At 75.5% G+C, this 538-nt stretch carries 1 pseudogene; it reads left to right on the top strand.

Features of this window, described 5'->3' with window-relative positions:
* Nucleotides 1-538 (top strand): annotated as a pseudogene (locus tag FV223_RS31125) (AsmA protein); the annotation flags it as partial.

Genomic DNA, 538 nt, shown 5'->3' with positions numbered 1-538 from the left:
CGCCGGCCCAGGCCGCCGGCGCCTACCTGCCGTTCGCGCTGGGCGGCAAGTTCAAGGCCCGCGGCGCCCTCGTCCGGTTCGAGGGCGTCAACGCCGAGATCGATCCGGGCGGGCAAGCCTTGCGGCTTTCCGGCAGCGGCCAGATCGACCTGCGCCGCTGGCGCGCGGGGCTGACCCTGGAGGCGCGTCGCCTCGACCTCGACGCCTTCCTGCTCTCGCCGGGCGGGCAGGCCTTCGTGGCGCGCGGGCTGCCCAAGGTGGGCGCGAAATCGGGTGGCGGCCTGCCGGTGATGCTCGACCTCGACCTCTCGGTCGAGGCGGCCGTGCTCGGCTTCGAGGAATGGTCCAACCTCAAGGCCACGGGCACCCTCGACCGCACCGGCGGCCTGCTGCTGCGACGCTTCTCGGCCGTGGCGCCGGGTGCGGCGACCGTCACGGCCAGCGGCGAGATCGACACCGATCCGAGCCCGCGCTTCACCGGTCCGGTCGCGCTCGCGGCCCCGGCCTCCGACGGGCTCGGGCGCTACCTGCGCCGGCT

The sequence above is a fragment of the Methylobacterium sp. WL116 genome (assembly GCF_008039455.1).
Taxonomy (GTDB): Bacteria; Pseudomonadota; Alphaproteobacteria; order Rhizobiales; family Beijerinckiaceae; genus Methylobacterium.
The sequence above is the reverse complement of the archived record's forward strand: the minus strand, read 5'-3'. Positions and strand labels throughout refer to the sequence as shown.